18 protein-coding genes are annotated in these 24043 nt (G+C 69.6%); 11 read left to right on the top strand and 7 right to left on the bottom strand.

The window, feature by feature from the left end; all coding sequences use genetic code 11:
- The first annotated feature begins 168 nt into the window (after positions 1 to 168).
- The gene (locus AB0F41_RS13915; RefSeq protein ID WP_357423536.1) at positions 169 to 1137 is read left to right on the top strand and encodes a sigma-70 family RNA polymerase sigma factor; all 969 of its coding nucleotides are present in this window, start codon (positions 169 to 171) and stop codon (positions 1135 to 1137) included.
- Between the two features lie 341 nt (positions 1138 to 1478).
- Here AB0F41_RS13915 and AB0F41_RS13910 read toward each other — a convergent pair whose 3' ends face one another.
- Together AB0F41_RS13910 and AB0F41_RS13905 are read right to left on the bottom strand one after the other, a co-directional pair.
- Complete coding sequence (locus tag AB0F41_RS13910) at positions 1479 to 4175, bottom strand: GNAT family N-acetyltransferase (RefSeq protein WP_357423534.1); 2697 nt, start codon at positions 4173 to 4175, stop codon at positions 1479 to 1481.
- A complete protein-coding gene (locus AB0F41_RS13905) occupies positions 4168 to 5433 on the bottom strand; it encodes an acetoin utilization protein AcuC (protein ID WP_357423532.1) in 1266 nt (421 codons plus the stop codon). Before AB0F41_RS13905 ends, AB0F41_RS13910 begins: the two co-directional genes overlap by 8 nt.
- A 182-nt stretch (positions 5434 to 5615) precedes the next feature.
- Between AB0F41_RS13905 and AB0F41_RS13900 the strand changes: the two genes are divergently transcribed.
- Positions 5616 to 6302 carry a metal-dependent transcriptional regulator gene (locus tag AB0F41_RS13900; RefSeq protein ID WP_357423530.1) on the top strand — a complete coding sequence of 229 codons (687 nt, stop codon included), beginning with the start codon at positions 5616 to 5618 and terminating at the stop codon, positions 6300 to 6302.
- Between the two features lie 3 nt (positions 6303 to 6305).
- Positions 6306 to 7286 (top strand): UDP-glucose 4-epimerase GalE, encoded by a 981-nt coding sequence (gene galE / locus AB0F41_RS13895; protein WP_357423528.1) that lies wholly within the window; start codon positions 6306 to 6308, stop codon positions 7284 to 7286.
- Between the two features lie 14 nt (positions 7287 to 7300).
- On the opposite strand, the gene AB0F41_RS13890 is transcribed toward galE, so the two are convergent.
- Positions 7301 to 8653 carry a DUF4192 family protein gene (locus AB0F41_RS13890; protein WP_357423526.1) on the bottom strand — a complete coding sequence of 451 codons (1353 nt, stop codon included), beginning with the start codon at positions 8651 to 8653 and terminating at the stop codon, positions 7301 to 7303.
- Positions 8654 to 9071: 418 nt separating this feature from the next.
- Between AB0F41_RS13890 and AB0F41_RS13885 the strand changes: the two genes are divergently transcribed.
- The 3 genes from AB0F41_RS13885 (at position 9072) to speD (ending at position 12985) form a co-directional block, all read left to right on the top strand.
- Positions 9072 to 10013: a PAC2 family protein gene (locus tag AB0F41_RS13885; RefSeq protein WP_357423524.1), complete on the top strand. Its 942-nt coding sequence runs from the start codon at positions 9072 to 9074 to the stop codon at positions 10011 to 10013.
- Positions 10014 to 10082: 69 nt separating this feature from the next.
- Positions 10083 to 12581, top strand: coding sequence for a DUF3516 domain-containing protein (locus AB0F41_RS13880; protein WP_357423522.1), 2499 nt, complete (start codon positions 10083 to 10085; stop codon positions 12579 to 12581).
- Positions 12578 to 12985 carry an adenosylmethionine decarboxylase gene (speD, locus tag AB0F41_RS13875; protein WP_357423520.1) on the top strand — a complete coding sequence of 136 codons (408 nt, stop codon included), beginning with the start codon at positions 12578 to 12580 and terminating at the stop codon, positions 12983 to 12985. The genes AB0F41_RS13880 and speD overlap by 4 nt, the downstream gene beginning before the upstream one ends.
- Before the next feature lies 1 nt (position 12986).
- Here the strand turns inward: speD and AB0F41_RS13870 are convergent, their stop codons facing one another.
- Positions 12987 to 13607 (bottom strand): DUF5134 domain-containing protein, encoded by a 621-nt coding sequence (locus AB0F41_RS13870; protein WP_357423518.1) that lies wholly within the window; start codon positions 13605 to 13607, stop codon positions 12987 to 12989.
- A gap of 234 nt (positions 13608 to 13841) precedes the next feature.
- On the opposite strand from AB0F41_RS13870, the gene hrpA reads away from it, so the two are divergent.
- Positions 13842 to 18005: an ATP-dependent RNA helicase HrpA gene (gene hrpA / locus AB0F41_RS13865; RefSeq protein WP_357423516.1), complete on the top strand. Its 4164-nt coding sequence runs from the start codon at positions 13842 to 13844 to the stop codon at positions 18003 to 18005.
- A 16-nt stretch (positions 18006 to 18021) separates the two neighbouring features.
- Here the strand turns inward: hrpA and nrdR are convergent, their stop codons facing one another.
- Both nrdR and AB0F41_RS13855 read right to left on the bottom strand, forming a co-directional pair.
- On the bottom strand, positions 18022 to 18489 hold the full coding sequence (gene nrdR, locus AB0F41_RS13860) for a transcriptional regulator NrdR (RefSeq protein WP_357423514.1): 468 nt from the start codon (positions 18487 to 18489) through the stop codon (positions 18022 to 18024).
- Positions 18490 to 18689: 200 nt separating this feature from the next.
- Complete coding sequence (locus tag AB0F41_RS13855; RefSeq protein WP_357423512.1) at positions 18690 to 19163, bottom strand: hypothetical protein; 474 nt, start codon at positions 19161 to 19163, stop codon at positions 18690 to 18692.
- A 399-nt stretch (positions 19164 to 19562) separates the two neighbouring features.
- On the opposite strand from AB0F41_RS13855, the gene lexA reads away from it, so the two are divergent.
- Both lexA and AB0F41_RS13845 read left to right on the top strand, forming a co-directional pair.
- Positions 19563 to 20240, top strand: coding sequence for a transcriptional repressor LexA (lexA, locus tag AB0F41_RS13850; RefSeq protein ID WP_357423689.1), 678 nt, complete (start codon positions 19563 to 19565; stop codon positions 20238 to 20240).
- Between the two features lie 46 nt (positions 20241 to 20286).
- Entirely contained in the window at positions 20287 to 21036 is a 750-nt protein-coding gene (locus AB0F41_RS13845; RefSeq protein ID WP_357423510.1) for a histone deacetylase, read from the top strand.
- A 7-nt stretch (positions 21037 to 21043) separates the two neighbouring features.
- Here the strand turns inward: AB0F41_RS13845 and AB0F41_RS13840 are convergent, their stop codons facing one another.
- The gene (locus tag AB0F41_RS13840; protein ID WP_357423508.1) at positions 21044 to 21913 is read right to left on the bottom strand and encodes a helix-turn-helix domain-containing protein; all 870 of its coding nucleotides are present in this window, start codon (positions 21911 to 21913) and stop codon (positions 21044 to 21046) included.
- Positions 21914 to 22022: 109 nt separating this feature from the next.
- Here AB0F41_RS13840 and AB0F41_RS13835 point away from each other — a divergent pair, with 109 nt between their 5' ends.
- The gene (locus AB0F41_RS13835) at positions 22023 to 22814 is read left to right on the top strand and encodes an SDR family oxidoreductase (protein ID WP_357423506.1); all 792 of its coding nucleotides are present in this window, start codon (positions 22023 to 22025) and stop codon (positions 22812 to 22814) included.
- A gap of 10 nt (positions 22815 to 22824) precedes the next feature.
- Positions 22825 to 23892, top strand: coding sequence for a diacylglycerol kinase (locus AB0F41_RS13830; RefSeq protein ID WP_357423504.1), 1068 nt, complete (start codon positions 22825 to 22827; stop codon positions 23890 to 23892).
- Positions 23893 to 24043 lie beyond the last annotated feature (151 nt).

The following is a 24043-nucleotide window of genomic DNA, read 5'->3' as shown; positions in this document are numbered from 1 at the left end:
GCGACACCCGGGTTTCCCGGCCGGTGGGTGGGTTCTCGTTCTCAGGAACTTCTCAGAACACCATGGCGATAACCGCAGTTCAGAGCGGTTTATCCGCGCCCGGCGAGGGAACTTTCCCTATGTCGGGTCCGTTGTTCGGAGTGAGACACCACCGACAGGAGGCAAGTCATGACAAGCCCCGCCACCACTCGTGTGCGCCCCAGTGATACGGACCTCGACGCTCAGAGCCCCGCCGCCGACCTGGTACGCGTGTACCTGAACGGGATCGGACGGACCGCACTGCTCACGGCTGCCGACGAAGTCGAACTGGCCAAGCGCATCGAGGCGGGTCTCTATGCCCAGAACCTGCTGGAAACCGGCAAGCGACTGTCGGCGGCCCGCAAGCGTGATCTGGCGATCGTCGTCCGCGAGGGTCAGGCGGCGCGATCGCACCTGCTGGAGGCCAACCTGCGTCTGGTCGTCTCGCTGGCCAAGCGGTACACGGGCCGCGGTATGCCCCTGCTGGATCTCATCCAGGAGGGAAATCTGGGTCTCATCCGCGCGATGGAGAAGTTCGACTACGCCAAGGGCTTCAAGTTCTCCACCTACGCCACCTGGTGGATCCGCCAGGCGATCACCCGCGGTATGGCCGATCAGAGCCGCACCATCCGGCTCCCGGTCCACCTCGTGGAACAGGTCAACAAACTGGCCCGGATCAAGCGGGAGCTGCATCAGCAACTGGGCCGGGAGGCGACCGACGCGGAACTCGCGAGCGAATCCGGTATCGCGGTGGAGAAGATCGCCGACCTACTCGACCACAGCCGCGATCCGGTGAGCCTGGATATGCCGGTCGGCAACGACGAAGAAGCCCCGCTGGGCGATTTCATCGAGGATTCCGAGGCCACCTCGGCCGAGAGCGCGGTGATCGCCGGCTTGCTGCATCACGATGTGCGGAGCGTGCTGAACACCCTCGACGAACGCGAACAGCAGGTCATCCGGCTGCGTTTCGGACTCGACGACGGGCAGCCGCGCACCCTGGACCAGATCGGCAAGCTGTTCGGCCTGTCCCGCGAGCGCGTCCGTCAGATCGAGCGCGAGGTCATGTCCAAGCTCCGCAAGGGCGAGCGGGCCGACCGCCTGCGCGCCTACGCGAGCTGATCCCCGAGGGCCGCCCGCCGCAGCGCGGGCGGCGGCATTTCATGCGGTCCGGAACATGAACGCGGACCACGTAATTCATATATGCGTGTGTACCTTCTGGTCGGCAGGAGCCGTCCACACCGGCTCCATCACCTCCCCCGGCTCCCTTTGAAATTCCCCCGATCCCCTTGAACCGGTGGCTCTTTCGGGCCACCTCCGCCGGCCGGTCCGGCGCGCCCGTCCCTCATCCGGGCCGCGCGGCCGGCCGGCGTACACGTCATTCGGGTGCCCTCAGCACAGGTTCGCACCCCGATCCCCGTCCGGCTCTCCGGTGCGGATCACACGGGCGGTGATTTCCGCGGTCACCCCAGGCGGCGTGGTCCGGTGTCGAAACGGCTGGGCTGCGGGCCGATCCGGGCGCGGGCGTACAGGATCGCCGCTGATTCCGGTGCCGCGAGCACCGGTTCGCAGGCCAGTTCCCGCAATTCGGGCAGATCGTCGAACATGGCCGAAATACGCTGGGTGAGTTCGATGAGCGCGGCCTTGTCCACCCGCGGACTCGCCGGTGTTCCGCTGAGCAGCGGCGCGGCGCGGGGCGCATCGATGAGCGCGGCCGCCTCACGCCGCGAGAGCGGCAGCGCACGATAGGCGCGGTCGCCGAGCAGTTCGATGATCGGCCCGGAGAGCCCGAACTCGATCACCGAACCGAACGCCGGATCGTCCTGCACCCGGACCACACAACCGACCCCTTTGGGCGCCATTCGCTGGATATGCAGCAGCGGATCTCCGCAGAGTTCCACCAGATCCCGGTAGGCCTGACGCACCGCCTCGGGCCGCCACAGATCCAGGCGTACCCAGCTCATATCGGGGCGGCGCCGCCAGGCCTCGTTCGTCGCCTTCGCGGCCACCGGGTAGCCGAGCTCCTCGGCCGCGGCCACCGCGGCATCGGCATCGCGGACCGCGCGGAACTCCACGACCGAGATGCCGTAGCAGTCGAGCAGGGCGACCGTTTCGTCATCGGCCAGCCATCGGCCGGCCGGATCGACCGACCACTTCCCTACCAGTTCGACCGCGCGTCCGGTGTCGATTCCCGGGGGCCGCCCGTTCTCCGCGCCGTGTGCCCCGTCCCCTGGCACCGACGCCGGCAGGTCCCGCCACCGGGCATACCGGTGCACCCGGGCCAGGGCCCGGACCGCGCGCGCCGGATCCGGAAACGACGGAATGGATCCCCGGATCGCCGCCGCTCCCGGTCCACGCACCGCCAGCAGATTGGGGATTCCGTCGCCGCCGGCGAAGGTGGTGAGCACCGGTTTCGGCTCGTCGGCAGCGGCAACGGCCGCCCGGATCGCCTCGGCATACCCCGGCTGCGGAAGCGGGATGGGAGGCGCGAAGATGACGATCACCGCGTCGGTGTCCTCGGAACGCAGCGCGGCCGTCACCGCGGTGAGGTAGTCGGCGGGAGTGGCCTGCGGGCCCAGATCCACCGGTTCCAGCACGCTCAGGCCTTCGCTACGCGCGGCATCGGAGGTCAGCCAGTTGAGCGCCGTGCTGTTGCCCACCACCGCGGGCCGCGGACCCCGGGGCAGCGGCTGGTAACCCAGCAGCGCCGCGCAGTCGAACATCTCCGAGATCGAATCCGCCTGGACGATGCCGGATTGGGCGAACAGGTCCCGCACGATGGACCGGTCCAGCTCCCCCGCCGATACCCCGCGGGCGGCGAGCCGGCTGGGGCTGACCGCCACGATCGGCTTGTGCCTGGCCACCCGGCGGGCGATACGGGAGAATTTCCGCGGATTACCGAAGCTCTCCAGATACAGCAGGATCACCTCGGTGGCCGGATCGGTATCCCAGTACTGCAGCAGGTCGTTACCGGAGACATCGGCGCGGTTACCGGCGGAAACGAAGGTCGACAGGCCCAGGTTGCGGGCCGCCGCCTCGGCCAGGATCGCCGCCCCGAGCGGGCCCGACTGACAGAAGAAGCCGATTCGTCCCCGGCTGGGCAGCACCGTGGCCAGGGTCGCGTTGAGTCCTACCGCCGGATCGGTGTTCGCGATCCCCAGTGCGCTCGGCCCCACCACACGCATCCCGTGCCCGCGGGCGGCCGCGACGAGATCCGCCTCCGCCACCAGCCCGGGCTCCCCGGTCTCGCCGAACCCGGCCGACAGCACCAGCAGACCCTTCACCCCCTTGGCCATACAGTCGTCGAGCACAGAGCCGATCGCGTCCGCGGGTACGGCCACCACCGCCAGATCCACCTCGTCGGGAATATCGCGCACCGTCGGGTAGGCGTGTACGCCGCGTACCGACCGGCGACCGGGGTTCACCGGGTACACCGCGCCCTGGAAGGAACCGTCCAGCAGGTTGGCCAGTACCACACCGCCGACGCGGCCGGTGCTCGGAGTCGCACCGATCACCGCCACCGAATCCGGTGTCAGCAGATTTCCCACGCTACGTGCTTCGGAGGCCCGTTCCCGGGCGTCGCGGACCGAACGCAGCGCCTCGGTGGGGTCGATGGCGAATTCCAAGTGCAGCACCGACCCGTCCCGGCTGCGTTCCACCTGATAACCGGCCTCCCGGAACACCGTGACCATCACGACGTTCTCCGCCAGTACCTCCGCGACGAAGGTCTCGATCCGGTTCTCCGCCGCGGCGCCGGCCAGATGTTCGAGCAGAATCGAGCCGAGACCCCGCCCCTGGTGCTCGTCGGCGACGACGAAGGCGACCTCGGCCGCGCGGGAACCGGTCCTGTCGAGCAGTTCGTAGCGGCCCACGGCGATGATCGAATCCCCCAGCACGATCGCCAGGCCCACCCGGTCGCGATAGTCGAGATGGGTGGTGCGATACAGGTCCTTGGGCGATATCCGCGGATAGGGCCCGAAATAGCGCAGATATCGGGTGCGTTCGGACAGCGCGGTGTGGAACCGCTGCAATTCGTCGGCGTCGTCGGGGGTGAGGGGGCGTAGCCGGACCACACCGCCGTCGGAGGCCAGCACATCGGCATACCAGTGCTGGGGCGCGGGTGCGGGATCGTCGGGGACTCTGTCGGCCGGTTCAGTCACGCGGGTCCTCCGGGTCGAGGCCGAGCGGGCCGAAGCACGCTCGGCGGGTGGCGAGCACGGCCGTATCGATCGCGCGCTGGGCACGGTCGAATCGGGCGTCCCCGGTTTCCGCGGTGCCGCCCGGCCCGTCCCAATGCCGGAACGTGATGTCCACACCGTCACCCATCGTGCGGGGCGGCGCTATCCGCGGCCTGTCGGTCTGCACGAGATCGATCCAATCCTGCGGTATCGGGGTCGCCGGGTCCACCGGGCGGTCCAGGGCGATGGCCAGCAGATGCGTCCAGGCTCTGGGGACCACCCGGACCAGCCCGTATCCGCCACCGCCCACGGCCAGCCACCGGCCCTCGGCGCAGCGATCGGCCAGATCGCGCATCGCCGCGAACGCGGCGCGCTGCCCCTCGATTCCGAGTTCGAGGTCGGCGAGCGGATCCTCGCGATGGGTGTCGACCCCGCACTGGCTGATCACCACCTGCGGCCGGAACGCCTCGACCGCGCCGGGCACCACGGCATGGAAGGCGCGCAGCCACTGCGGGTCCCGGGTGCCCGGTAACACCGGCAGGTTGATCGCCGTCCCGTCGCCGGCCCCGCTGCCGGTCTCCTCCGGCCACCCGGTGTTCGGCCACAACGTCGCGGGATGCTGATGGATCGAGACCGTCAGGACCCGCGGGTCGCGGTAGAAAGCGTGCTGAACACCGTCGCCGTGGTGGACATCCACATCGATGTAGGCGATCCGGTCGAACCCGTGGTCCAGGAGCCACGCGATGGCCACCGCGACGTCGTTGTACACGCAGAACCCCGCCGCCCGGCCGGGCATGGCGTGATGCATACCACCGCCGATGCTCACCGCGCGCCGGGTCGCGCCGGAAGCGATGGCCTGCGCGGCGGTCAGGGTGCCGCCCACGATCACCGACGCGGCCTCGTGCATCCGCGGGAACACCGGATTGTCCGCGGAGCCCAGCCCGTATGGCGGGTCGGCGGGCGGCTCACCCGGAATGGGCGGCGGTTGGGCATGCCGGACCGCCTCGATGTAGTCCGCGGTGTGCACGCGGAGCAGCTCGGCGTCGCCGGCGGGGTCGGGTCGCAGCGGTTCCACGCCGTCGAGCACCCCCAGCGCTTTCGCCAGGGCCATGGTGTAGCTCAGCCGCACCGGTTTCATCGGATGCTCGGGGGTCCAGGAGTAGTCCAGGAACCGGTCTGTCCACACGACGCTGCCCGCGCGTCCGGAATCGCGGTTTCCCTCCGGTGCTGAAGTGGCCATGATCGCAACCGTAACGGGAAGGGTGAAACCCCAGCGGACGTTGTCATGCAGTAGAAATACATGTATGTGCGAAGCGGCGCCGAGCCGCGCGCCAACAGTATTCCCAACGCGTCACGCGACTCGCTCCGTCCGACCGGGGTCGCTGGTGCGCAGGTAGAATTCGTGCCGACGAAGGGGCAACAGTGAAGGATCTGGTCGACACCACGGAGATGTATCTCCGTACCATCTACGACCTCGAGGAGGAGGGCGTGGTGCCCCTGCGCGCCCGGATCGCCGAGCGTCTGGAGCAGAGCGGTCCCACTGTCAGCCAGACCGTGGCACGGATGGAGCGCGACGGCCTGCTGCTGGTCGCGGGCGACCGGCATCTCGAACTCACCGAAAAGGGCCGCAGCATGGCGGTCGCGGTGATGCGCAAACACCGCCTGGCCGAGCGGCTGCTGGTCGATATCATCGGTCTGGACTGGCAGAACGTGCACGCCGAGGCCTGCCGCTGGGAACATGTGATGAGCGAGGATGTGGAGCGCCGCCTGGTCGAGGTGCTCAACCATCCCACCACCTCCCCTTACGGCAACCCCATCCCCGGCCTCGACGAGCTGGGTATCTCCGCGTCCGATCTGCTGGAGGAACCGTTGAAGCGGCTCTCCGAACTCCCCCAGGGCCGCACCCACGCGGTGGTGGTCCGGCGGCTGGCGGAGCATATCCAGACCGACCCCGAGGTGATCGGGCGGCTGCGCGAGGCGGGTGTGGTACCGGACGCCCGGGTGACCGTGGAGAGCAAACCGGGCACTGTGATCATCACCGTGCCGGGTCACTCGGGTTTCGAACTGCCCGATGAAATGGCCCATGCCGTCCAGGTGAAGCTGGTCTGAGCCGTGAAACTTCTGATTACCGGCGGGGCCGGATATGTCGGCGGGGTATGCGCACTGGTGCTCCGTGAGCAGGGCCACGAGGTGGTCGTACTCGACGATCTCTCGACCGGTAACGCCGACGGCGTACCGCCCGGAGTCGAATTCGTCGAAGGCGATATCGCCGAGGCCGCGCCGGGATTGTTGCGCGGGCGGAAGTTCGACGGGGTCCTGCATTTTGCCGCGCAATCGCTGGTCGGTGAATCCGTGCAGCGGCCCGAGAAATACTGGCACGGCAATGTGGTGAAAACGCTCACGCTGCTCGAGGCGATGCGCGAGACCGGGACACCCCGGCTGGTGTTCTCGTCGACCGCGGCGGTCTACGGCGAACCGGAACAGGTCCCCATCACCGAGGACGCGCCGGCGCGCCCCACCAACCCCTACGGCGCCTCGAAACTGGCGATCGACCACGCGATCACGTCGTATGCGGTCGCGCACGGCCTGGCGGCCACCAGCCTGCGGTATTTCAACGTCGCCGGCGCCTACGGGGGGCTCGGCGAGAACCGGGTGGTGGAGACCCATCTGATCCCGCTGGTGCTCCAGGTCGCCGCGGGCCACCGGGATTCCATCTCGATATTCGGTACCGACTGGCCGACCCCCGACGGCACCGCGGTGCGCGACTACATCCATATCCTGGATCTCGCCCAGGCCCATCTGCTGGCGCTGGAATCCGCGGACGCGGGCACGCACCGGGTGTTCAACCTGGGCAGCGGCACGGGATTCTCGGTACGCGAGGTGATCTCGGCGTGTGAGCGCGTCACCGGCGGACCCATCGAAGCGGTGGACGCGCCACGCCGTGCGGGCGATCCGGCCGTGCTGATCGCGTCCAGCCGGCGTGCCGTCGACGAACTCGGCTGGCGACCCAAGCACAATGATCTCGACGAGATCGTCTCCACGGCCTGGAGCTATCTGCAGGGTCTCGGGTCTCGCGCGCACAGCGCCCGCTGACGGAGCGGCGGGGTTCACCACTGCGTTTCCAGATCGACCCCGAGATCGGCAGCGGTATCGCGGCCGCAGCGCGCCAGATCACGCAATCGCTGCGGCCGCATACCCGCTTCCAGCGCGGTGTGCAGCAGGGTCGCCATCGGGTGGCGAGGATCGGCGTCCACGGCGGCGTCCAGAGCTATTCCGGCGAACGGTCCGTCCCCGCGCACGTAGGCGAAATAGCCCAGCAGGGTCGCCGATTCGGCCCGGTCGGCGCCCTCGAGTCCCCGGGTGAGCCGGATCCACAACTGTTCGGCGGCATCGGCGTGGACGGTACCGGCGAGCGCGAACATACAGTCGCGTATCCCGCTGTCCCGCAGCGCGACCGCGATATCCGCGAGTTCCCGGGCGCCCAGTTGCGACCCCGATTCGGCCTGGGAGATCAACCACAGCAGCGTGACCAGTTCGCCGCGCAGGAAACCCACCGGATCCTCGCGCCGGGCCGCGGCCGCGTAGCGATCCTTGGCGCGTGATCTGGCTCCCGGCAGTTCGGCCGAGACCATGCCCCGTAGTACGGCGTCCGCACCGATCGACGCGGTGAGCTCGGCCCGGCTACCACGGATGGGACGCCCGCCGAACACCCGGTCCAGGGTCAGCACCGAGGTGGCTGGATCGGCGACCCGACCTCGATGATCCGGCCCGGTCAGACTCCACCACGGTTCACCGGCCCGGATCGACCGCACCGCCCAGGAACCCCGGATCGGCACTGCGCGGGCGGCCAGCCGGCCTTCCAGCTCATCGAGGACAGCGATCCGGTGCCGGAGCGGGGGCTCCGGTGGCGCGGCTTCGTCGTCGACGACCACGACGAGCACTCCGACAACACCGGGGCGCGCACAGACACGAGCCACCGCCGCGGCCACCGTATCGGTGTCGCAGGGTGACCCCGGCCGTTCGGGGTGCCGGAGATCGAAGCGAACGACGAGGTCGACGACCGCACTCGCTGGGGCGCCCGGCGCGCCGCACAGGACGGCGACCACGAGGGAGCGCTGCGGTTCGAATCCCAGCATGGCGGGCACCGCGGCGATGAGATCACCGGGATCGTCGAGGCGCGTGGACCCGGACCGTTCGTAACCGCTCTCGGCCCGGTCGGCGCAACTCGGCGGCGCCGGCCGGGCAGGGCCGGTGGCCGCGGACCCGCCTCCGGTCGGCCACGACACGAGCGGATCGGCCGTACGTGGCCGCCGGGCACCCAGGGCGCGGGCGGTGGGGCAGAGCCGTGCGGCCGCGGCGGGGACGGATCGCCCCGATGCGGGCGGTGATATCGCGTCCGGCCGGGGCCGGCTGCCGGTAGCGGCGGTATCGGGGCGGGAGGACGGCGCAGCGGGAGTCATGGCGCCAGCATGCGCTGCCGGTTTTCCGTCACCTGTGTGGTGAACAGGGCGAACGGTGAGTTTCGACAAGTCTGTGGATAACCGCGGATTGTGGATGAAATCGGGTATTCCGGGAGCTGTGACCGACGCCGTGCCCTCGGTGGGGGAAATTCCGGTACATCCGGACCTCCGCTGTGCCAGACTCCCCCGGTGCGTACCGACGGACCGCGTGCCGGCCCGCCGCTGTACGCAGACCGGCCGGACCGGGAATTCGGCACCGGCGACCGCTGTTGACACGACAGAGAGCCGAGGCGCGGCCGCGTGTGGCCGTTCTTCGTCATGGGGGACAATGGAGTGTGATTCGCGGCTCGCGGCGCGGCAGTGACAAGCAATGTTGCTCGATCGGCCCGCCGACGGATCGCGCAGGAAGGAGTACGCGATGGACTACGAGTCGCGAATGTACGAACTGGAGTTCCCCGCTCCGCAGTTGTCGTCCGACGACGGCTCGGGGCCGGTCCTGGTGCACGGTCTGGAGGGGTACTCCGATGCCGGGCACGCGGTGCGATTGGCCACCGAGCACCTGCGCGAAAGCCTGGAGGGCGAGCTCGTCGCCTCGTTCGATATCGATGAACTACTCGACTACCGCTCTCGGCGGCCGCTGATGACGTTCAAATCCGATCATTTCTCCGACTACGACGAACCCGAGCTGAATCTGTGGGCGCTCCGCGATACGGCGGGTACACCGTTTCTGCTGCTCGCCGGGATAGAGCCCGACCTGCGCTGGGAGAAGTTCACCGCCGCCGTGCGTTTACTGTCCGAACAACTCGGGGTGCGCCGCAGTATCGGTCTGAGCGCCATTCCGATGGCGATCCCGCACACCCGCCCCCTGGGTGTGACGGCCCATTCTTCGAATCGGGACCTGATTCCGGACAACCAGCGCTGGCCGGGCGAGCTGCAGGTTCCCGCCAGCGCCTCGACCCTGCTGGAATACCGGATGGCGCAGCACGGCCACGAATCGCTCGGGTTCTCGGTGCACGTGCCGCATTATCTGGCGCAGACGTCGTATCCGGAGGCGGCGCAGACATTGCTGGAGCATCTCGGCGAGAATGCCGGGCTCGAGCTGCCGCTGGCCGCGCTCGGTGAGGCCGCCGCCCGCGTCCGGGAGCAGGTCAACGAGCACATCGCGGGCAATGCCGAGGTCGAGACCGTGGTGCATGCGCTGGAGCGGCAGTACGACACGTTCGTCACTGCCCAGGAACGCCAGTCCAGCCTGCTCGTCGGCGAAGGCGAGTTGCCCAGCGGCGACGAGCTGGGTGCCGAGTTCGAACGGTTCCTGGCCGAACAGGGCGGCTACTCCGGCGACGACGACGAGCGCGGCTGAGCGGGTTCCCGTACGGCGCGGCGACACCGTGCCGGTGATCCGCGCCGGGCACGACGTAGGGTGTCCGGGGTGGATCTGACCGAGCTGCTCGAGATACCGGGAACCGACGCGGACGCGCTGTACGAGTCGTTCGGAGTGTGGGCCGCCGAGCAGGGAACGCCGTTGTATCCGGCGCAGGACGAGGCGCTCATGGAGCTGGCCTCCGGATCGCACGTCATCCTGTCCACCCCCACCGGTTCGGGAAAGTCTCTGGTCGCGGTGGGCGCTCATCTGTTCGCGCTGGCGTCGGGCCGCCGCACCTATTACACGGCGCCGATCAAAGCCCTGGTCAGCGAGAAGTTTTTCGCGCTGTGCGAGGTGTTCGGGGCCGACCGGGTGGGGATGGTCACCGGCGACGCCGCGGTGAATCCGACCGCCCCCATCATCTGCGCCACCGCGGAGATCCTCGCCAACCTCGCCTTGCGTGAGGGCCCCGACGCCGATGTCGGGCAGGTGGTGATGGACGAGTTCCATTTCTACGCCGACCCCGACCGCGGCTGGGCCTGGCAGGTGCCCCTGCTCGAACTGCCCCGGGCGCAATTCCTGCTCATGTCCGCGACTCTCGGCGAGGTGGATTTCTTCGCCACGGATCTGGAGCGGCGCACCGGCCGTAGCGCGGCGGTGGTGTCGGGCACCGAACGTCCGGTGCCGCTGAACTTCTCCTACGTGCGCACCCCGATCACCGAAACCCTGACGGAACTGGTGACCACCCATCAGGCACCGGTGTACGTCGTTCATTTCACCCAGGCCGCGGCGCTGGAACGGGCGCAGGCCCTGACCAGCGCGAATTTCGCGAGTCGCGCGGAGAAGGACGCCATCGCCGAGGCGATGGGGGAATTCCGTTTCACCTCGGGATTCGGCCGGACGCTCTCGCGGCTGATCCGGCACGGAATCGGTGTACACCACGCCGGGATGCTGCCGAAGTACCGGCGGCTGGTGGAACGCCTGGCCCAGGACGGTCTGCTGAAAGTGGTGTGCGGCACCGATACGCTGGGCGTGGGGATCAACGTGCCCATCCGGACCGTGCTGCTGACCGGGCTCACCAAATTCGACGGTGTGCGCACCCGCCGGCTCAAGGCCCGCGAATTCCACCAGATCGCCGGGCGGGCCGGGCGGGCCGGCTACGACACCATGGGAACCGTTGTGGTGCAGGCTCCCGAGCACGAGATAGAGAACACCCGGCTGCTGGCCAAGGCGGGAGACGATCCGAAGAAGCAGCGGAAGGTACAGCGGCGCAAACCGCCCGAGGGATTCGTCTCCTGGAGCGAGGAGACCTTCGATCGGCTGGTGACGGCCGCGCCGGAGCCGATGGTCTCACGATTCGCGGTGACCAACGCCATGCTGCTGAACGTGATCGCCCGCCCGGGTAACTGTTTCATCGCGATGCGGCATCTGCTCGAGGACAACCACGAGCCACGCGCGGCGCAGCGCCGCCATATCGTGCGCGCCGTCCGCCTCTACCGCGCCCTGCGTGATGCCGGCGTGGTGCAGCAGCTCCCGGAACCCGACGATCAGGGCCGCTACGCCCGGCTCACGGTCGATCTGCAGCGTGATTTCGCCTTGGATCAGCCGCTGTCACCGTTCGCCCTGGCGGCGTTCGAACTGCTCGATACGGACTCACCCGGCTATGCGCTCGATATGGTGTCGCTGGTCGAGGCGACCCTCGAGGATCCCCGGCAGTTACTGATGGCCCAGCAGCACAAGGCCCGTGGCGAGGCCGTCGCCGAGATGAAGGCCGAGGGGATCGAATACGACGAGCGGATGGAACGGCTCGAGGAGATCACCTGGCCGAAGCCGCTGGCGGAACTGATCGAGGGCGCCTACGAGACCTACCGCGCCGGGCATCCGTGGCTGTCGGAGTTCTCGCCGGCACCGAAATCCGTGGTGCGCGACATGGTCGAACGGGCGATGACCTTCACCGAGCTGATCTCCTACTACGAACTGGCCCGCTCCGAAGGAGTGGTGCTGCGTTACCTCGCCGACGCCTACCGGGCGCTGCGGCGCACCGTGCCCGAGGCGGCGCGCACCGAAGAACTCGACGATCTCACCGAATGGCTCGGCGAACTCGTCCGGCAGGTGGACTCGAGCCTGCTCGACGAATGGGAGCAGCTCACCGGGGCCGGTGCGGAAACCGATCAGGAGCAGGTCGCCTTCGGCGCCGAGAGCGTCCGTCCCATCACCGCCAACGAACGCGCGTTCCGGGTGACCGTTCGCAATGCGCTGTTCCGCCGGGTGGAAATGGCCGCCCGCCGGCGCTGGGACGACCTGTCGGAGCTGTCGCCGGGGCCCGATTGGGCCGCCGATCTCGCACCGTACTTCGACGAATACGACGCTATCGGCACCGGCCCCGATGCCCGTGGACCGCAACTGTTCTGGGTCGAAACACGGCCCGGTTTCTGGCAGGTGCGCCAGGTCCTCGACGATCCGGCGGGTGACCACGGGTGGGCGATACTGGCGACGGTGGATCTCGCCGAATCCGACGCGGCCGGTGAGGTGGTGTTCGACGAAGTCACGGTGGTCTCGGGATGAGCGCCGGGCCGATGAGCAAGGGTGGGGGCGTGACAGCGGAATTCTCCGGCCGGCATGTGCTGGCCGAATTCGGTGGCGTGGACAGTGCGTTGTGCGATGACCTCGCGCGTCTGGAGTCCGCGCTGCGTACGGCGCTGACCGGCGCGGGCGTGACCCTGTGCGAGATGGTGAGCAAACAGTTCGAACCATACGGGGTGACGGTGCTGGCGCTGCTGGCCGAATCGCATGCCTCGTTGCACACCTATCCCGAGTCCGGTGACATCTTCGTCGATGTGTTCACCTGCGGCGCCGCGGCCGACAGCGCCGTCACGGTGGCCGAGTTGCTACGCGACGCGCTGGGCCCGCGCGAGGTGCGGATCTCGACGGTGCACCGCGGGCGGGCCCCCGGCTCCCCACCGGCCTGATTCAGCCCGTGGCCGCGGCGAACACCATATAGGCCATCCCCAGGTCCATCACCAGATGTGGCAGCACCGCGACCGGCAGCCCGCCATGCGCGGCCGGATGAGCGGGCCATCCGCGACTGCCGCGAACCGTCGCCACCAGAACGACCGCATCGATCAGGAACACGGCCGCGAAGATCATCAGCGGCCCGGCCGCGGGCACCGCACCGTGACCCGCACCGGCGTGCCCCGACATGGCCCACAGCATCACCGCCGCGGCGACCAGGTGATATCCCAGGGCGGCGACCCGGTGGCCGGATTCGCGCATCCGCCGCCACCGCGCCACCCGGTCGAGCAGCAGGGCGGCGAACACCAGGATCATCGCCAGCAGCACACCCTGCACCGCGTGTGCGTTCAATCGCGCCGGGAACAGCAGCATGACCACCATCACCGCGCACATGAGCAGATGCGCCGCATCGGATTCGTGATCGGCACTGCCGTCCGCACAGGCCGCACCACCGCCCCGGCCGCTCGCGAGCGCGCGACGCGGTACTCCGACCCTGGCCAGTACCACCAGTGCCGCCACCGCGAATGCCACCGCGACCAGAGCCCGTACCGCCGCTTGGTCACTATCGAATTCGGCCATGCCGCACAGCCTTTCGCGGAGATTCGCAACCCCGCCATCGTCGCACGAGTCGGGCCGCGCCGTCGCCGCTTCGTCCCGCCCGGGATGCCGCTTCGCCCCGCCGGCGCGATCGCCGGACCCGGTAGCGGGCCCACCCGCTACCCGCGGACCGGGTAGGCGCCGGGAACCCGCACCCCCGATCGGTCCAGGCCGGAACCCGGGAAGCGTCCGGACTTCGTTAGGCTGGTCGACGCAATGACCAGGACCGCAGTCACCCACCGGGAACTCCGCACCCGGCTGGCATCTCTCACCCTCCGCGACGAACATCGGCTCCGTCGGCAGCTGGATCGGGGGCGCGGCGGCGATCTGACCCGGATCGAATCCGAGGTCGCGGCCGCCGAGGGCCGTATCGCGGCACGGCGCGCGGCCGTACCGGCGATCACCTACCCCGAGCAGTTGCCGGTAACGGGCCGCCGCGAGGACATCGCCGCGGCCATCGCGGCCCACCAAGTGGTGATCGTCGCCGGCGAGACGGGTTCGGGCAAGACCACCCAGATCCCGAAGATCTGCCTCGAGCTGGGCCGGGGGATCCGCGGCGCGATCGGCCACACCCAGCCGCGCCGGCTGGCCGCGCGCACCGTCGCGGAACGGATCGCCACGGAACTGGACACCGAACTCGGCGACGCCGTCGGCTACACGGTGCGCTTCACCGATCATGCCGCCGAGCACACGCTGGTCAAACTCATGACCGACGGCATCCTGCTGGCGGAGATCCAGCGCGATCGGCTGCTGCGCGCCTACGACACGATCATCATCGACGAGGCACACGAACGCAGCCTCAATATCGACTTTCTGCTCGGCTACCTCAAACAACTGCTGCCGCGCCGCCCGGATCTCAAGATCGTCATCACCTCCGCGACCATCGACCCGGAACTGTTCGCCCGGCATTTCGCCGATGCGGCGGGCGAACCCGCGCCGATCGTCGAGGTGTCGGGCCGGTCCTATCCGGTCGAGGTCCGCTACCGCCCGCTGTCGTTACCGGTACCCGCGGCCGAGGACGACGAGGACGAACGCGTCGTGGACCGGGATCCGGTGGACGCGATCTGCGCGGCGGTCACCGAACTGTTCGCCGAGGGCGACGGCGATGTCCTGGTCTTCCTGTCCGGCGAACGGGAGATCCGCGATACCGCCGACGCCCTGAACGACCTGAAACTGCCGCGCACCGAGATCCTGCCGCTGTACGCGCGACTCTCGGCGGCCGAACAGCACCGGGTGTTCGCCCCGCATACGGGTCGCCGCGTGGTGCTGGCGACCAATGTGGCCGAAACCTCGCTGACCGTGCCGGGCATCCGCTATGTCGTCGATCCCGGCACCGCCCGGATCTCCCGGTACTCCATGCGGACGAAAGTGCAGCGACTGCCGATCGAACCGATCTCCCAGGCCTCGGCCCGGCAGCGGTCCGGCCGGTGCGGACGGGTCGCGGACGGAATCTGCATCCGCCTGTATTCCGAGGAGGATTTCGAAACCCGGCCGGTGTTCACCGACCCCGAGATCCTGCGCACCAACCTCGCGGCGGTCATCCTGCAGATGACCGCGCTGGGTCTGGGGGATATCGAGCGGTTCCCCTTCGTCGAGGCCCCCGACAACAGGGCCGTCCGCGACGGTGTCGCGCTGCTCGAGGAACTGGGTGCCCTCGCCCAGCACACCCGGGATCCACGCGACGCCGAGACCTCGGCAGCCACGGGACAGGCCCCCGGCGCCACGCCCCCGGGCACCGCACCCACCGGCACCGACCACGGGCAGGCACCCGATCGGGCACGCGACGCCGCGGAACCCGGACCGCCGCCCGGGCACGCGACGGACGAGCAGCCCCCCACCGCCTCGCCCCGGCGGGGACGACGCCGGGGCGCGGAATCGGGCCACACACTCACCCCGGCCGGCCGGGAGATGGCCCGGCTGCCCGTGGACCCGCGGATGGGCCGCATGCTGGTGGAGGCGCACCGCACCGGATGCCTGGCCGATGTGCTGGTGATCGTGGCCGCGCTGTCGATCCAGGATGTCCGGGAACGCCCGGCGGATCAGCAGCAGGCGGCCGACGCCCGGCACGCCCGGTTCGTCGTGCCCCACTCGGATTTCCTGGCCTACCTGCGCCTGTGGGAGTACCTGTCCGGGCAGCGCCGGGCGCTGTCGGCCAACCGCTTCCGGCGGATGTGCCGGGAGGAATTCCTGCATTACCTGCGGATCCGCGAATGGCAGGATCTCCACGGCCAGCTGCGCACCATCACGAAGGGTATGGGCTGGTCGGCGGACGGCGGACGGAGCGCCACGCACCGGCCCGTCGAGGAGATGGCACCCGATACCGATCCCTGGGACGCCACATCGATCCACCAGGCGCTGTTATCGGGCATGCTCTCCCATATCGGGGTCCGCGAGGCCGAATCCCGGGAATTCCTGGGGGCGCGCAACGCGAAGTTCATGATCTTCCCGGGCTCGGCACTGGCGAAGAAGCCGCCGCGCTGGGTCATGGCGGCGGAACTGGTGGAGACATCGCGGCTCTGGGGCCGGATGGCGGCCCGCGTCGAACCCGAATGGGCGGAGCGGCTGGCCGGCGACCTGGTGAAGCGCGTGTACTCCGAACCCCACTGGTCGGCCAAGCGCGGTGCCGCGCGCGCCTACGAGCGCGTCACCCTCTACGGCGTGCCGCTGGTCACCGGGCGACCGGTCGACTACGGCGCAATAGATGCCGAAACCTCCCGCGAGCTGTTTCTGCGGCATGCGCTGGTGCAGGGCGAGTGGCAGACCCGGCACGAGTTCTTCCACCGCAACCGCGCGCTGCTCGACGATATCGCCGACCTCGAGCATCGGGCCCGCCGCCGCGACATCCTGGTCGACGACGAGGTGCTGTTCGAGTTCTACGACCGCCGGGTCCCGGCCGATATCGTCTCGGTCCGCCATTTCGACAGCTGGTGGAAATCGGCCCGCCGCGACGACCCGCATCAGCTCGACTTCAGCACCGAGACGGTGGTCAACGACGGCGCCGGCGGCCTGGATCCGGCGGCGTTCCCGGATACCTGGCGCCAGGGTGAACTCTCGTTCGCGCTCACCTATCAGTTCGAGCCGGGCCAGGCCGACGACGGTGTGACGGTCCGGATCCCGGTCGCCCAACTGGCTCATGTCAAGGCCGTCGGCTTCGACTGGCTGGTGCCCGGTATGCGTGCCGAACTGGCCGCGGCATTGATCAAAACCCTGCCGAAGCAGTTACGGCGGGCGGTCGTCCCCGCACCGGATTTCGCGGCGGCGGCCCTCGAAACGCTCACCCCGCGGGCCGAACCGCTACGCGCCGGGCTGGCCCGGGCGTTGACCCGTCTCGCGGGCATTCCGATCGCACCCGGCGACCTGGACCCGGCCGCCCTTCCGGACCATCTCCGGATGACCTTCGCCGTGATCGGCGCCGACGACCGGATCCTGGCCACCGGTAAGAGCCTGGCCGAGTTGCGCACCCGATTGTCGGACCAGGTCTCGGCCTCGGTAGCGGCGGCCACCGAGGGCGCCGAGCGGGCCCCGGCCACGGTCTGGACCTCCGAATCTCTGGGCACCCTGGCCCCGGCGGTGCGCCGCGAGGTCGGCGGTCAGACCATCACCGGTTATCCGGCCCTGGTCCCCGAGGCCGGGGGTGTGGCGGTGCGGGTGCTCACCTCGCCCGCCGAGCAGGCGCGGGCCATGCGGGCCGGGACCCGCGCTTTGATCCTCGCCGCCGTGCCCACCTCGGTGCGGGCGATCACCGCGAACCTTTCCCCGGCGGACCGGCTGGTGCTGAGCCAGAACCCGTACGGCTCGGTGGAGGCGCTGATCGAAGACTGCCGGGCCGCAGCGGCCGATCAGCTGATCACCGCGGCGGGTGGCCCGGTACGCGAACCCGCCGAATTCGAGCGCCTCGTCCAACGGGTGCGCCCGAAGTTCAACGACGTGGTCGTCCGGATACTCCGGCTGGTGGTGCCGGCCCTCGCCGCAGCGCACGAGGTGGCCTCCGCGCTCACCCGGACACGCGAAGCCGATATCGCCGACGATGTGCGCGAACAGGTCGCGGACCTGGTGTTCGCCGGATTCGTTTCGGAATGGGGCCCGGCGCGCCTGCGTGAACTACCCCGATATCTCCGGGCGGCGGCGGCCCGGCTCGCCGCGTTGCCCGGCTCGGCGTCCCGCGACCGGCAGGCATTGGGAGAGGTGGATGCGGCGACGGCCGCCTACGACCGCCTGCTGTCCCGGCTGCCCGAATCGCGGCAGCACGCGCCGGATGTCACCGAGATCTGGTGGATGGTGCAGGAACTGCGGGTGAGCCTGTTCGCCCAGAAGCTCGGCACCCCGCAGCCCATTTCGCTGAAACGCATCGAGAAGGCGATCGCCGCCATCCGCAGGTGATCCGGGAATTCGGCGCTCAGTCGCCGGCGCCGATGGCCGCGCGGGCCTGCCGCATATCCTGGATCTCGCGTTCGAAATCCGCTGCCGAGGTGAACGATCGATACACCGAGGCGAAACGCAGGTACGCCACCTCGTCCAGTTCGCGTAGCGGGCCGAGGATCGCCAATCCGACCTCATGACTGGGCACCTCGGGCGAGCCCTTGGCCCGGACCGCGTCCTCCACCTGCTGCGCGAGCAGGTTCAGCGCATCGTCGTCGACCTCGCGGCCCTGGCAGGCCCGGCGGACTCCACGGATGACCTTTTCCCGGCTGAACGGTTCGGTGACCCCGCTGCGTTTGACCACCGACAGGATGGCCGTCTCGACCGTGGTGAACCGGCGCCCGCATTCCGGGCACGCGCGTCTGCGGCGAATGGCGGCGCCCTCGTCGGCCAGTCGCGAATCGACGACCCGCGAGTCGGGGTGTCGGCAGTACGGGCAGTGCATCCGGGGTCCTTCGTCGCTGCGAACGCTCGCGGCCGAACCTGCGCCGGTCTCGGGTCCGGCGAGCGCGGGTACCGGCCGAGCCGGTACCGGGTGAGCCGGCGACGAGCACCGGCTCCTGTGCATAACACGTCGAGGATACCGGCACGGGGTGTGCGATGGTTGCCCTCACCCCTGGTCCCGGCGCGGCGCCGGCCGCCACGTCATCGGCTCCAGGGCGCACCGGACTCTCCGGGCGGCACCGCCGCCGCCGGAATTCCGGACGGGATCGGGGCCGGAGCCGGTGGTTCGGGTGCGCGCAGATGGGCCATAGCGAGGAAGACCACCACCACCGCTGCGGTGATCAGCGCGGTGGAAGCGACGGCAGCCCACCCGGCCCGGGCCCGCTCCACCCATTCGTCGGGTGACGGGTGCCGAGGGTGCGGATCGACCGCGGGACCCCGGCGCGGCACGGGGTCCCGGACCGGCACGGCCCGCCGGACGCCGCGCTCCGCGGCCCCGGGCACCGCCGCGGTGCAGGGGCCGGGAACGGGGCGTCGCGGCGGGGCCGGCACCGGCAGCCCGCCGTCGCCCTGGTATCCCGTTCCGGTCTCCCCCGGCGGGATCGGAACAGGATTTTCCCGGGCGTCGGCGTCTTCCCACGTGCCGGTGCGGGTCGGGCTGAACGCAGTCTTCATCGGTGACCTCCGTGCTGGTCGGTCGCGGTGGTGGGCGGTCGCGGAAACCGAGGGCGGCTTCGATGCCGGGCCGTTCGGCTCCACGGCGTCGGGCTCCGTTGCGTATGAGTCCAGAGCGTCCGGCGTCCCGGCATTCGCTCAAATGTTCGTCGAACTGATGTTCGATTTCTACCACGCGAGAGGGATAATGTCAGTAGCAACGCCGGACATGCCTCGAACAGATGTTTGATAGATCGGGAACGGCCGACTAGATTCACTGCACGACACGACGTTCGGGCCCGGCAGGTCACGGCGCCCGCGGGCCCGGCCACCGTGGTCCGGATACCGACGAGAAAGGCGGATGTGGTGAGCCGATCAGACGATACGGGTGACGGGGCCGGTCCCGGCACCGAATCGGCGGTGACCGGTGCGGATCTCACCGTGCGCCAGCGCAAGGTGCTCGATGTCATCCGGTCGTCGGTGAGCCTGCGCGGCTATCCGCCGAGTATTCGTGAGATCGGCGACGCGGTGGGGCTGAACTCCACCTCCTCGGTGGCCCATCAGTTGCGCACACTGGAGCGCAAGGGGTATCTACGGCGCGACCCCAACCGGCCCCGCGCCGTGGACGTACGGGGTATGGACGAAGCGGTGCGCTCGGTCACCACCCTGGCGCCCGCCGACGGCGCCGACGCCGGTGAGACCGCCTCCGAGACCGATCACCCCATCCCCACCTATGTGCCGGTGCTCGGGCGGATCGCCGCCGGTGGCCCGATCCTGGCCGAGCAGGCGGTCGAAGATGTGTTCCCGCTCCCCCGCGAGCTCGTCGGCGACGGTTCCCTGTTCCTGTTGAAGGTGGTCGGCGAGTCGATGGTCGACGCCGCGATCTGCGACGGCGACTGGGTGGTCGTACGCCAGCAGAACGTGGCGGACAACGGGGATATCGTGGCGGCCATGCTCGACGGCGAGGCGACGGTGAAGACGTTCAAGCGCAGCGGCGATGACGTCTGGCTCATGCCGCACAACCCGCTCTTCGAGCCGATCCCCGGTAACGACGCGCGCATCCTCGGCAAGGTCGTCACGGTGATCCGCAAGATCTAGCCGACGGAGGCGGGCCGCGGCCCGAATCGGTCCGAGACGGGAAACCATGGTCGACTACGACGAGCGGATGCCTACGGCGCGCACGTCCACGACCGCGGCCGACCCGGAGCTGGTGTGGTACGCCGCGTACGGCTCCAACGCGAATCCCGAGCGCCTGCGCTGGTATCGCGACGGCATCGTCGCGCCGGCTGCCGGGGACCCCTCCCCGGCACCGGCGACGCGCGCCGCCCGGGCCGCACCGCCCCTGCCGGGCGGCACGGGCCGGGCCGCCACCGGGTTCCGGGACCGGACCCCGCCCGCCCGGTCGGTCGGTCTCACACTTCCCGGGCTGCTCTATTTCGCCACGGAATCCGCGATCTGGACCGGCGGCCGCGCGTTCTACGATCCCGACGCGCCGGCCGGCACACCGGTCCGCGCGTATCTGCTCACCCGCGCCCAATTCGGCGATCTGGTCGCACAGGAGATGTATCGGCCGCCGGAAGCGGATCCGGATCTCACCGAGGCCGTGCGCAACGGCCGCTGCAGGCTGGGTCCCGGACGCTACGAAACCGTCGTCTGCCCGGGAACCTTCGAGGGCATCCCCATCCTGACCTTCACCGCCCCCTGGCGTTGGCGCGATGTCCCCGGAAACCCGCCCGCTCCCGCCTATCTCCGCCATATCGCGCTCGGTGTGCGTGCGGCCCACGGCTGGTCACTGCGGGAGGTCTCGGGCTACCTCGCCAGCCGTCCCGGAGCGGCCGGGCACTGGACACCGGACGCGCTGGCCGCCGCGCTCGGCGAGCCGGGGCGGGCGTAACGGGTCCTCATCCGGCCGTCTGCAAGGCGACCGAAACCGCCTGCGCCCCGGCGCGGACGATCTCGATATAGCGCGCCCGGTCGGCCGGCCCGACCTCTGCCCGCAACGGGCCGAGCTGCAGCTCGTAAGGTGCCTCGGGCCCGTCGAACACCGGCGCGGAGACGTAGCTGACGGGCAGCGGATGCCGCGAGTCGATATCGGCGTCGGTATAGGCACGGGCGGTGAGCCGCCCCACCTGACGCAGCACCTTGGCCCGTAACGCGGGTTGCAGCAGTTCTGCGCCCATCGCGCCGAGGAGTTCGGTGAGTACATCGACCAGACCGGCATCGTCGGCCTCGGGCCGGAACATGGCGAAACCGCGGGTGGTCACGAAATCGTGCAGTTGTTCCGCGCCGGCCGGGAGCTGCGCCGATCCCAGCCAGCGTGCACGCTCGGCAGGTTCCCGGTACGGCATGACCGCGGCGCCGGCGGGATAGGCCAGCGGGATCGACTGGCCGACCGAGAGCCCGGGCACGATCCGCTCGCCGGCGTAATGCTTCGCGACGATGGTGAGCCGGCCGTCGGCGACCCGGCTCAGCGTCGCCCCGCATCCCGCGGCCTCGGCCAGCGCCGACAGTTCGGCGCCGACGGCGGGCACGGCACCGGAGAATCCGACGCCGGCGAGCCGGTTCAGGGCCGGCCCACGGCCGTAGGCGAGGCCGGCATCGCGCACCAGCCATTGCGCCGCGCACAGTTCGTGGAGCACCGCGGTGACCGTCGCCCGGGCCAGTGACAACCGTTCGGCGATCTCCGAGACGGTGAGCGGCCGTTCGGATCCGGCGAGTAATTCGACCACCGAAACGACCCGGTGTGTCGGCGGAGATCCCGATTTCGTCATATCCGGTAGCTCCCTTGTCGGCCGCGCAACCGGCACCTACACTGCATCGACTATTCGTTGCTCATTCGTCGAATAGTCGACACTCAGCGTAGACGACGTCAGGAGAACCATGATTCTGGACCGGTTCCGCCTCGATGAACGGGTCGCCGTGGTCACCGGCGCCGGCCGCGGCCTCGGCGCCGCCATCGCCCTCGGATTCGCGGAGGCAGGTGCCGACGTCCTGATCGCGGCCCGCACCGAATCCGACCTCGAGAAGGTCGCCCAGCAGATTCGTGACCTCGGCCGGCGCGCCCATATCGTGGTCGCCGACCTCGCCGACGCCGAGGCGTGTGCCGCACTGGCGGCGACCGCGGTCGCCGAACTCGGCCGCCTCGACATCGTGGTGAACAACGTCGGCGGCGCCATGCCCACACCGCTGCTGGATACCTCGCCCCGACGCCTGAACGACGCGTTCGGCTTCAATGTCGCCAACGCGCATGCCCTGGTCCGCGCGGCGGTGCCGTTGATGCTGGAGGGCGCGGGAGGTGGTTCGATCATCAACATCACCTCGGCCGTCGGCCGGATGCCGGGCCGCGGGTTCGCCGCCTACGGCACCGCCAAGGCGGCACTCGCGCACTACACCCGGCTGGCGGCCATGGATCTGTCGCCCCGGATCCGGGTGAACGCGATCGCCCCCGGTTCGATCGCGACCTCGGCGCTCGAGATCGTCGCCGGCGACGAGGCCATGCGCACCGCCGTGGAGCAGGCGACCCCGCTGCGCCGGCTCGGGGATCCGGCCGAGATCGCGGCCGCGGCACTGTTCCTGGCCTCCCCCGCGGGCGGCTATCTGACCGGCAAGGTGATCGAGGTCGACGGTGGCCTGATCGCTCCGAATCTCGATATCCCGATCCCGGATCTGTGAGGAGAAAACCGTGACCTACCGTGTCGTGCACTGGGGCACCGGCAATGTCGGCGTTCACGCCTTGGCCGGGATCATCGGCGATCCGCGGCTGGAACTCGTCGGGGTGAAGGTGTCGAATCCGGACAAGGAGGGCCGGGACGCGGGCGAACTCGCGGGCCTCGATCTCCGTACCGGTATCGCGGCCACCACCGATAGCGCGGCGCTGCTCGCGCTCGAGCCGGATTGCGTGGTGTACACCGCGATGGCCGACAACCGGCTCGTCGAGGCCCTCACCGACCTGCGCACAATTCTCGAAGCGGGTGTGAATGTCGCGGCCAGCGCTCCCGTGTTCCTGCAGTACCCGTGGCAGGTACTGCCGGCGGATCTCCTCTCCCCCATCGAGGAGGCCGCGGCAGCGGGCGGCGCGTCCCTGTTCGTCAACGGTATCGATCCCGGATTCGCCAACGATCTGCTGCCGCTCGCGCTGGCGGGCACCTGTCAGCGTGTCGATCGGATCCGCTGTATGGAAATCCTCGATTACGCCACCTACGACAATGCCGCCGTCATGTTCGACATCATGGGCTTCGGCAAACCACTCGACGAAACGCCGATGCTGCTGCAGCCCGGGGTGCTGTCGCTGGCATGGGGCAGCGTGGTGCGTCAGCTGGCGGCCGGACTCGGCGTCGAACTCGATGCCGTGACCGAGACCCACGAGCGGATTCCCGCACCGGAGGATTTCGAGATCGCCGCGGGCCCGATCGCGGCCGGTACCACCGCCGGGGTGCGGTTCGAGGTCCGCGGCATGGTCGGCGACCGGGTGGTCACGGTGCTCGAGCACATCACCCGGCTGCGTGCCGATATGGCGCCCGAATGGCCGCAACCGGCGCAGGAGGGTGGGTCGTACCGGGTCGAGATCACCGGCGAACCGCATTACGCCCTGGATCTATCCCTTTCCAGCGATAACGGTGACCACAATCACGCTGGATTGGTAGCCACAGCGATGCGGGTGGTCAACGCGGTGCCCGCGCTGATCGCGGCCGAGCCGGGTATCCGAACCACGCTCGACCTGCCGCTCGTCACCGGCCCCGGCAGGGGCTGACCACCGTGGGCGTCCGGCCGCCGGACGCCCACGGCCGGTTTGCTCCGGTCGGCTCCGCGATGAGGTATGTCGAGGCATATGACAATTCCGTCAGGATCTGCGGAGGTGGCTCACCGCACGTGTTCCCGGCGGTGGTGGTTGAATGCCAACC

The sequence above is a fragment of the Nocardia sp. NPDC024068 genome (assembly GCF_040638875.1).
Classification (GTDB): domain Bacteria; phylum Actinomycetota; class Actinomycetes; order Mycobacteriales; family Mycobacteriaceae; genus Nocardia.
This window is presented reverse-complemented; position numbering and strand designations above follow the sequence as displayed.

What these genes read in the sequence shown, in the direction of transcription:
- AB0F41_RS13915 (WP_357423536.1), top strand. Translation starts at nt 169, where the DNA reads ATGACAAGCCCCGCCACCACTCGTGTGCGCCCCAGTGATACGGACCTC.
- AB0F41_RS13905 (WP_357423532.1), bottom strand. Translation starts at nt 5,433, where the DNA reads ATGGCCACTTCAGCACCGGAGGGAAACCGCGATTCCGGACGCGCGGGC.
- AB0F41_RS13890 (WP_357423526.1), bottom strand. Translation starts at nt 8,653, where the DNA reads ATGACTCCCGCTGCGCCGTCCTCCCGCCCCGATACCGCCGCTACCGGC.
- AB0F41_RS13885 (WP_357423524.1), top strand. Translation starts at nt 9,072, where the DNA reads ATGGACTACGAGTCGCGAATGTACGAACTGGAGTTCCCCGCTCCGCAG.
- speD (WP_357423520.1), top strand. Translation starts at nt 12,578, where the DNA reads ATGAGCGCCGGGCCGATGAGCAAGGGTGGGGGCGTGACAGCGGAATTC.
- AB0F41_RS13870 (WP_357423518.1), bottom strand. Translation starts at nt 13,607, where the DNA reads ATGGCCGAATTCGATAGTGACCAAGCGGCGGTACGGGCTCTGGTCGCG.
- hrpA (WP_357423516.1), top strand. Translation starts at nt 13,842, where the DNA reads ATGACCAGGACCGCAGTCACCCACCGGGAACTCCGCACCCGGCTGGCA.
- nrdR (WP_357423514.1), bottom strand. Translation starts at nt 18,489, where the DNA reads ATGCACTGCCCGTACTGCCGACACCCCGACTCGCGGGTCGTCGATTCG.
- AB0F41_RS13855 (WP_357423512.1), bottom strand. Translation starts at nt 19,163, where the DNA reads ATGAAGACTGCGTTCAGCCCGACCCGCACCGGCACGTGGGAAGACGCC.
- AB0F41_RS13845 (WP_357423510.1), top strand. Translation starts at nt 20,287, where the DNA reads ATGGTCGACTACGACGAGCGGATGCCTACGGCGCGCACGTCCACGACC.
- AB0F41_RS13840 (WP_357423508.1), bottom strand. Translation starts at nt 21,913, where the DNA reads ATGACGAAATCGGGATCTCCGCCGACACACCGGGTCGTTTCGGTGGTC.
- AB0F41_RS13835 (WP_357423506.1), top strand. Translation starts at nt 22,023, where the DNA reads ATGATTCTGGACCGGTTCCGCCTCGATGAACGGGTCGCCGTGGTCACC.